The organism is Fulvivirga lutimaris, from assembly GCF_009711525.1.
Classification (GTDB): Bacteria; Bacteroidota; Bacteroidia; order Cytophagales; family Cyclobacteriaceae; genus Fulvivirga; species Fulvivirga lutimaris.
Window position 1 is genome coordinate 1 of sequence record NZ_SMLV01000256.1, and the last position, 8,746, is coordinate 8,746.

At 38.1% G+C, this 8,746-nt stretch carries 10 protein-coding genes; 1 reads left to right on the forward strand and 9 read right to left on the reverse strand.

The window, feature by feature from the left end:
• Nucleotides 1-268: 268 nt before the first annotated feature.
• Both E1140_RS03595 and ribD read right to left on the reverse strand, forming a co-directional pair.
• Nucleotides 269-751: a GAF domain-containing protein gene (locus E1140_RS03595; RefSeq protein ID WP_155179117.1), complete on the reverse strand. Its 483-nt coding sequence runs from the start codon at nt 749-751 to the stop codon at nt 269-271.
• A gap of 107 nt (nt 752-858) precedes the next feature.
• A complete protein-coding gene (gene ribD / locus E1140_RS03600) occupies nt 859-1,896 on the reverse strand; it encodes a bifunctional diaminohydroxyphosphoribosylaminopyrimidine deaminase/5-amino-6-(5-phosphoribosylamino)uracil reductase RibD (protein ID WP_343034134.1) in 1,038 nt (345 codons plus the stop codon).
• 57 nt (nt 1,897-1,953) lie between these two features.
• On the opposite strand from ribD, the gene prmC reads away from it, so the two are divergent.
• Nucleotides 1,954-2,823: a peptide chain release factor N(5)-glutamine methyltransferase gene (gene prmC, locus E1140_RS03605; RefSeq protein ID WP_155179119.1), complete on the forward strand. Its 870-nt coding sequence runs from the start codon at nt 1,954-1,956 to the stop codon at nt 2,821-2,823.
• On the opposite strand, the gene E1140_RS03610 is transcribed toward prmC, so the two are convergent.
• The 7 genes from E1140_RS03610 to E1140_RS03640 are packed head-to-tail and all read right to left on the reverse strand — an operon-like array spanning nt 2,806 to nt 8,733.
• Nucleotides 2,806-3,417 (reverse strand): hypothetical protein, encoded by a 612-nt coding sequence (locus E1140_RS03610; RefSeq protein ID WP_155179121.1) that lies wholly within the window; start codon nt 3,415-3,417, stop codon nt 2,806-2,808. The two genes, prmC and E1140_RS03610, sit on opposite strands and share 18 nt — an antisense overlap.
• The gene (locus E1140_RS03615; protein WP_155179124.1) at nt 3,417-4,202 is read right to left on the reverse strand and encodes a Rossmann-like and DUF2520 domain-containing protein; all 786 of its coding nucleotides are present in this window, start codon (nt 4,200-4,202) and stop codon (nt 3,417-3,419) included. The genes E1140_RS03610 and E1140_RS03615 overlap by 1 nt, the downstream gene beginning before the upstream one ends.
• Nucleotides 4,203-4,214: 12 nt before the next feature.
• Nucleotides 4,215-6,752 (reverse strand): cytochrome c biogenesis protein CcsA, encoded by a 2,538-nt coding sequence (gene ccsA, locus E1140_RS03620; protein WP_155179126.1) that lies wholly within the window; start codon nt 6,750-6,752, stop codon nt 4,215-4,217.
• Nucleotides 6,753-6,768: 16 nt separating this feature from the next.
• Nucleotides 6,769-7,179 carry a cytochrome c maturation protein CcmE domain-containing protein gene (locus E1140_RS03625; protein WP_155179127.1) on the reverse strand — a complete coding sequence of 137 codons (411 nt, stop codon included), beginning with the start codon at nt 7,177-7,179 and terminating at the stop codon, nt 6,769-6,771.
• Nucleotides 7,180-7,183: 4 nt separating this feature from the next.
• Entirely contained in the window at nt 7,184-7,426 is a 243-nt protein-coding gene (locus E1140_RS03630) for a CcmD family protein (RefSeq protein ID WP_155179129.1), read from the reverse strand.
• On the reverse strand, nt 7,423-8,079 hold the full coding sequence (gene ccsA, locus E1140_RS03635; RefSeq protein ID WP_155179131.1) for a cytochrome c biogenesis protein: 657 nt from the start codon (nt 8,077-8,079) through the stop codon (nt 7,423-7,425). Before ccsA (E1140_RS03635) ends, E1140_RS03630 begins: the two co-directional genes overlap by 4 nt.
• A gap of 12 nt (nt 8,080-8,091) precedes the next feature.
• The gene (locus E1140_RS03640; protein ID WP_185153409.1) at nt 8,092-8,733 is read right to left on the reverse strand and encodes a heme exporter protein CcmB; all 642 of its coding nucleotides are present in this window, start codon (nt 8,731-8,733) and stop codon (nt 8,092-8,094) included.
• Between the last annotated feature and the right edge of the window lie 13 nt (nt 8,734-8,746).

Genomic DNA, 8,746 nt, shown 5'->3' on the forward strand with positions numbered 1-8,746 from the left:
ATATGAATTTCCTCTTTCGTAAATAAACTTGATGAATTCTGACGTAACCACTCTGAAGGATTCACAGGTCTCCATCCGAAAATAAAATCACCACTTTTCTGAGCCATGACAATATTAGTGGTTAGAAAAATGAAAAATATAAGAGCCTTGCTATTCATAATTGTTTTTAGTCAAGATCAATGAGCTCAATTTAAAAATAAACCACAGAGTGCACGGAGATAACAGAGAAAAACCTCTGCGTAGCTCTGTGAACTAAGCGGTTAAAAAATTACAACTTTCCCTCAATCAAAACCATAAGTTTCTCTAACCACTCCTTATCTACTTCATCAAAGTCATTCAGCTGATCGCTGTCTACATCAAGGATCAATTGTACTTCCCCATTTTTAGAAGCCGTTAAGACTATCTCGGATTTAGAGTCGGAGCTGCAGGCTATGTGCCCTGGAAATTCATCAACATTAGGCACCAGTACTGTTTCGTTCTTCTCCCATGCTGTTCCGCAAACACCTTTGCCCATTCTTATTCTGGTGCAAGCAATCGGTCCCTGGAATGGCCCTAATACCAATTCATCATTTTTCACAATATAGAAGCCTACCCAAAAGAAATTCATGCCGAATTTCAATGCAGCTGCTATGTTGGAAAGGTTCGCAATCAAATCATCTTCATATGAAATGAGTCCCTCTATTTGAGGTAATAATGATTCGTATTTTTCTCTCTTGTCTGTAGAGGTGTTGATGATAAGTTCTTCTGCCATATTTTTTCTCTGTCGTCACTTCGAAACGGAACGCAGTGAAGTGAGAAGTCTCCTTAATCAATCAGGAGACTTCTCAGTCATACTTCCTTCGAAGTGACGATTATTAATTATTTTCTATTCCTGTAAACCAACAATTTGTCTTCGTTAATAATTTCCTCCTGATGTGGTAAAGATAATCTTGCCGCATCAATGCCTCCTCCAAATACTGTTTCTGAAACAAATACCCTTGCTTCATCCCATAAATGGGCATCAATCAAGTTCTTATGCAATGCCGCTCCACCTTCAATAATGATGGATTGAATATCACGCTGGTGCAGGTCTTTAAAAATATTCTTAAGCATATCTTCTTCCTCCACTTTTATCCATTCTACATTCTCAGCGGTCTCATTTTTTTTAAGGTTATAGCACAAAGTAGGAATACTGCCGTCAAACAAATTAAGCGAAGCTGGTAACTCCAGTTTCTTATCAATCACCACCCTCACAGGATTATCACCGGACCAATCCCTCACATCTAACCTCGGATTATCATACTGTGCGGTATGCGTTGCCACCATGATGGCATCTTCTTCGCCCCGCCACTTGTGTACCAACTTCCGACTTTCTTCCCCGCTGATCCATTTAGAATCATAATTTTTTCGTGCTATATAACCATCAGCAGTCTGCGCCCACTTTAAAATGATATAAGGTCGTTTCTTTTCCAGAAAAGTGAAGAATCTTTTGTTCAGTTCTCGAGCCTGATCTTCCAAAATGCCAGTTTCGACTTCAATACCTGTATTTCTCAGTTTTTCAATACCTTTTCCACCTACCAATGGATTTGAGTCCACATTGGCGATTTTTACAGTCTTAAGTTTATGCTCAACAATAAGATCGGCACATGGAGGAGTTTTACCATAATGAGCACAAGGCTCAAGGTTGACATATAAAGTACTTTGAGATAATAGAGACTTATCTTTTACTGCATTAATGGCATTGACCTCGGCATGAGCCTCTCCATATTTTTGATGCCATCCCTCACCAATAATCTTTCCGTCATGAACAATCACACACCCCACCATAGGATTAGGACTAACCTGCCCAAAACCAAGTTTGGCAAGATCAATTGCTCGTTGCATGTAAAATTCATCTATATTTACGCCCAAAGTCATATATTGGTGTTTTAAACAAGCTTTGCAATGTTAGCAAACCCTATCTGATTAAACACAATGTCAGAAATTATTCCCGATTCTTCGAAAAAATTATTGCAATATGTGATTAACAATATCACTATTGATGAATCTGATCAGGAAAAACAAAGCCTGACATATATCATTATTGATGAGCTTTTCAAAATAAATAAGTCAGAGATCATAACTGACAGATCTATCAACATCAGTAAGTCTCAAAGCAAAGAGTTAAAAAATTTTATTGACAGAATAAATAAGAACGAGCCTATTCAATATATACTGGAAGAGGCTGAGTTCTATGGCAGAAAATTTAACGTTGCACAGGGTGTGCTTATCCCCAGAAATGAAACTGAAGAGCTTGTTGACTTAATTATAAAAGATAGTAAAGAGAAGAAAATCAAGTTTCTTGACATTGGAACTGGCAGCGGATGCATTCCCATCACGTTAATTAAGGAACTGAAGCTGAATAAGGGTTATGCCATTGACTTTGATCCGAGGGTGATAAAAATTGCCCGACAGAATGCCTCAAAGCATGAAGTGGATATTGACTTTTTGATGATCGATATATTGACAGAAAGAATTCCGGTTATTGGGTTGGATGTATTGGTAAGCAATCCTCCTTATATTACAGAAAGTGAAAAGGTGTTGATGAAGCCAAACGTGCTGAATTACGAGCCTAATACTGCACTTTTTGTCAGCGATGAAGATCCTTTGATATTCTATCAGAAAATTGCTGCAGCGGGCCGTCAGTGCCTGAAGGATGAGGGCAGACTGTATTTTGAAATCAATGAGCGCTTCGGAAACCAAGTGGCACAACTGCTAGAAAATGAAGGCTACAAAAACATTGAGATTATTCAGGATATCAACGGCAAAGACAGAATAGTGAAGGCATCAAATACTTTGACCTAACCAAAAATCCTTTTGCCCGCTGATTATAGTTTGACCTTCTTTCTGTACTTCACAAACACATTCACCTTCCAGCAACTTATACCCTAAAGATTTTTGGTCCTGAGTGACTTTAATCGATTCATCCCTAAATTTTAATAACGCACCCGCTGGCAACCATTTGCTAAAAGTTGACTCCCTGCAATAAACCCATTTGAATCTTTGATAATAAAACACAAGGTCAAGTTGTATGAGGAATGAATGAATTAGATTGAGCACCTCATCTTTAGGCTCTAACAGCAGATTTGCCGCCTTATATTTTGAAGCCGTTAAATAATAAATGGCCTGCAAGAGATCATCATCAGAGATATTTTTTGAGAGATATTTGAAGGGCTGTTGATGGGACAATAAAGACATAATTGAATCCCTATCCTCCATAGAACCAATAACAATATCTATTTTGAAGCCATAAGGAAGAAGCTCTTCTATCAACGCTGATTTTGTGATTACAGTAGGACTCCACTCAAGCAACTCCTGAATAGTTTGTTCATTAAAATCTGAGTTGAAAACAATTAATGCAGGCTCCTGCTCATCTCTAACTATATGATGTGATGACATTATGAGCGAGGATGCATGTCAACAATGTGCTGAGAAAACAATCGATACAGCTCTGCAAGTCGCTCATTGTTTTCCATATATTCCATATGGCTATCCAGCGTCTCAAAATCATGCCGCTTGGCTGGGCCTGTCTGAGCATTGTGTGGCCCTAGTTCAAAGCTCTTGTTCAATGTTTCAATAATCAATGGCTTTAAAAGATCAAAGTCCATGTCATTGACCTTGAGTATGTCTTCAGCAATTGCCATACAATGATTCGTGAAATTACATGCAAATACTGCCGCCACATGCAGTGTCTTTCTGTCAGCACTATCTATGCTAACTACTTTTTTGCTAATGCTCTTGGCAAGGCTTTTTAATGCCGCTTCCGTCTCTGAATGTTCAGCTTCTATACAAATAGGTATCTCCTCAAAATTTACCTTTTTAGATTTGCTAAAGGTTTGTAACGGATAAAAAACACCAATAAATTCTGAGGCAGTGTATCCCAAAATACCTATTGATTTCGCCCCTGATGTATGAACTACGAGTGCATCTTCTGGCAGCACTATTTCCTGGGCTACCTCATCAATGGCATCATCACTAACAGAAATAATAAAAATTTCGGAGTTACTCTCTGAGAAATCGAGATCCTCCTTAATCTCGGCCTGATAAAGGCGATCTACAAGTTTAGAAGCATTTTTAGGTGACCTGCTATAAACTTCTCTAACTACATGACCTGCATTTTCCAAGGCCGGTGCCAAGTGCCATGCCACATTTCCTGACCCAATAAAAGATATGTTTTTGCCCATGGGCTTTTGAAATTACTCCAATCCTTTGTTTTTCATTTTCTGAAATTCGGAATACCTTCTGTTAATAGCAACTCCAAAACCGATTACCAGAATTAATGTTCCTAGCCAAAGTAAATTGATATAAGGTTTTTCCAGTGCTTTGAGCACTACCCAGTTCTTTTGTCTAGTATTGGCACCTATAGAAAAGTTATTAGTCTCAGGATGAACATTTAATAAAGTAAGCTTAAGTCCTAGATCATCCACTTCATCAGGTATTCTACCAACAAGTCCATCTTTAATCAAGAATACTGGCTCTGAAATATAATCTCTTTCTTCGCCCTGAACTTTAATTCTCGCTCTTATGGCCACATCCTCCGGGGTGAGATCAATACCTTCCAATGTCTCCAATCTCTGCAGCCCTTCCACACTAGCTACATAATCATTAACGAAGAAGTTTTCATCAATACCCACTCTAAACTCCTCCATTTCGCTCCATTCCATTTCTTCAGTAGGATTGCGCACTGAACTAACGTGAGTGTAAAGGTCGCTGCTTACACCTCGTTTTATATCAGGTGAAGCTAACAGCCCACCCATAGCCTCATTGACCTGAGCTCTTGGGTATAATGTAAATTTATCACCATCTCTGGTAGTATATTCAATTTCATAAAATGTATTCTCAGGAGCAATCTCGATGGTATCGTTGACATCAAAAATCAACTCGTCTCCTTTAAAGATTTGAGTTTTTGCTGTAACCAAATGAGCAACCGCTGTCTTAGCAACATCATTTTTAGAGATGAACATGTTCTCATTAACAGGCTCCAATCGCTCACCCTTATACTTCAAATCATAGTCGAGCATCGTTTTAGGCTCATTGATAAAAAGTAATAAATTCTCACTATTAAACTCGGCTGATGACTCTTTGGAAATGAGCATTCCTGTGTTGTTAAGTGAAACTACTTTCGAATATCCTGCAGAAAACATGATTCCGATAAGCATTAGGCCAATACCAATGTGAGTAATAGCTCCTCCAGATAATTTAGGGCTACTTTTGAATAAGCCAATTAAAATCTTTCCATTGGCAACCACAGTAAATACTCCCGCCAATAACAAAATGATATAAGCAGGATCAGCCACATCTCCGAAAAGAATAATAGCTGAACTAACGATCAAAGTTAAAACCAAAGGAACAGAAAGGTTATCCTTTAAAGTCTTAAGGTCGATTTTCTTCCACCAGAAAAACTGCCCAACGCCTGAAAGTAAGGCCACTACTACAGCAAACCATAATTGGAATTTAGAATAGTATTCTATTTGATTTGCTGGAGGAGCAAAATTGCCCATACCTCCAAAAAGCTCAATTACTTTGTTGAAAACCGGAATTGATGTAGGTATCAGCACCTGAAAACCCATAAGGCATAATGAAAGTGCTCCTATAAATATCCAAAATTCTCTGGAGTAAGTATCTGCCTCCTTTTCACTAGTTGGTATTTCTTTCCACCTAACTACAGCAAGCACAATAGCAATTGCCGTAAAGAATATAAGGTAGATTAAAAGCTGACCTGACAACCCTAAATCGGTAAAAGAGTGCACTGAGGCATTACCAAGAACTCCACTTCTGGTTAAAAATGTAGAGTAAAGTATCAATACAAAAGAAGTGATGACTAGAATGATTGAAGACTTTAAGGCTGTAGTACTATTTTTATAAGCAACCATGGTGTGAATAGCAGCTATCAAAAACAACCACGGCACATAAACAGCGTTCTCCACAGGGTCCCAGTTCCAATAACCCCCAAAGTTCAACGTTTCATAAGCCCAGTAGGCACCCATCAAGATACCAATACCCAAGATAGCTGCTGAAAATAACGCCCATGGTAAAGCAGGCCTTATCCATTCTTTATATTTCTTCTTCCACAGTCCAGCAATACAATAGGCAAATGGAATTATGGTGGTAGCAAAACCCAAGAACAATGTTGGAGGATGGATCACCATCCAGTAATTCTGTAACAATGGATTTAGTCCGGTTCCATCTTGCGGAATAAAGTCGGGCTGACTTGCGAAAATAGGAGCAGATATCGCATCTCTAAGTAGTATAAAAGGAGAGCTACCAATCTTCAATTCAATGCCAGGTATAACAACTCCCAAGATCATAGAGCCTAAAAATGCCTGAACCGCGGAAAACACTGTCATTACTGGAGCTTCCCAATACTTGTTAGTGGCAATAATAATAATCCCTAACAAGGCATGCCAGAACAGCCAAAGTAAAAAGCTACCTTCCTGACCTTCCCAGAAACATGAGATCATATAATGTGTTGGTAGCCTTCGCGAAGAATGCGACCATGCATAATGATATTCGAAATAGTGATTGTAAATAATAAAGAAGAGGCTAACTACGATTCCAAGTACTGAAATGGCATGAACATAAAAGGCCATTCTGCCATTTTTGGTCCACCCGTCAGCTATGGAAATCTCCCCGATTGATGATGCCTTAAAGAAGCAAAAAGCCGCATATAAAGCACTAATAAATGAAACTACAACACAGAAATGACCTAAGTCACCGATAAATTCATGCACCATTATTTTCCTCTTTTCCCTACATTTCAGCGTTCACCGTAGTCTCCTGATATTTAGAAGGGCATTTCATTAATATTTTATCTGCAACAAATAGATCATCATGATATGAGCCAATAACTACCACCTTTTCAGATCTTGTAAAATCTGCTGGCATAGGCTCATTATAGTAAACCTCTTGTTTCTTACCTTTTTCATCTTGCATTATAAACCTAAAAGATAATTTATTGGGTGATGGGTAAATGCCGGTTACCTCGCCACTTGCATCGTGAGTAAGTTCACCCACAACATGAATACTTTTGCTATCACCATTCTTAGCCATTACATAAGCGTCTTCAAAAGAGACATAAGTGCTAGCATCTCCAGCAGTAGAAATGATAATGCCTATGGCCGCAGCTATTAATACAATACCAATTATATGAGACCTTTTCATAATATTAACTTTTTGACTGTTTCTCCAATCGTGATACCTTTCTATCAATCGTTACAAGATATGTAATAGTTCCTGCCAAAATGATTAATATAATTCCGGTTAGGACATATATCTTACCATCTTCTCTCAAAGCATCTGCCATTTCTACATCACTATTGGTGTAATCAGAGGCTTCAATTTTTTGCTTTTCCTGCGCCATTCCATTCAATGAAAATGTGAGAAAAAATATGAGTATCAATTTCTTCATAAGTGAGTAGATTCCAATCTTCTAATTCTAAATCTAATAGTAGCTATCCACACTCCTAACATAGTCCATGCAATCACAGCAGGATAGAAAACCAACCTTAATCTGCTGTCCATATCATAGGCATTAAAGCCAGGGTTTCCGCCATTACCCGGGTGCAGTGAGTCGGTTAATCTAGGTAAAATGAACAGTAAAGGGATTAATGCAGAAAATGCGAAAATGTTATAAACCGCACTTATTCTGGCTCTTTGTTCCTCATTTTCTAAGGAGCTTCTAAGCACGAAATAAGCAAAATAAATTAATAACCCTATAGCTGAGGCATTTTGCTTAGGATCTCCACTCCACCAGGCGCCCCATGTAAACTGGGCCCAAAACATACCGGTTAAGATTCCGAAAACACCAAAAATAACCCCCACATTAGCAAATTCAATAGCCTTTTGATCAGCTTCAAAATTCCCCTTCCTCAAGTAGATTATAGAATAGTAAACAGAAATAGACAGTAGGATAATCATTCCGAACCACATGGGCACATGGAAATGCAATGCCCTAATGGTTTCATTTAAAATATTTAGCCTGGGAACTTCGAAAAGGAGTCCTCCAATGAAGGTATAGCCTAATAAAAATACAGTTAAAAATTTCCACCAATTTTGGCGCATAGTGCTCGTGTTTTACGAGCGCCAAAGATACGGGAATAAGAGAAAAGAAACCGCCCCAACAATTATATTAATTGCCAATAAGGTTATTAATTCATCGAGGCTAGCAGATAATTCAAGGCCATCAATAGCATTTTTAGAAACTTTAATAACCATCAAAAGCATAGGGAGAATTATCGGAAAGCCCAACACTGCCATCAGTGTTTGATTATTTCCTGCCTTTGAGGCAATGGCAGAAATTAAAGTCAGCGTAGAGGAAAAGCCTACAGATGCCAATAGAATAATGGCCACAAACAGCCATGTATTAACTACAGGGTTACCCAATATTAAACCGTAAAAAAAGAATCCTAATAAAGCTACCAGAACTAATAAAAGAGCATTATAGATAATTCTCGCAAAGATTAAGGCCTGAGGACTAATGATGGTATAATAGTAAAGAAGCCTTTCCTGCTTTTCCTGAATGAAGCTTTTAGCAACGGCATTTATTGAAGCAAATAAAATAATGATCCAAAACAATGCATTCCAGGTTACAACATTAAGTTGATTGTATTTAACATTAAAACTTAAATAGCAAATGAAAATGGTGCTGACAAGGTATAATAGGATTCCATTAAGGGCGTATTTATTACGCCACTCAATTTTAAGCTCTTTTTTAATGAATTCTAATACC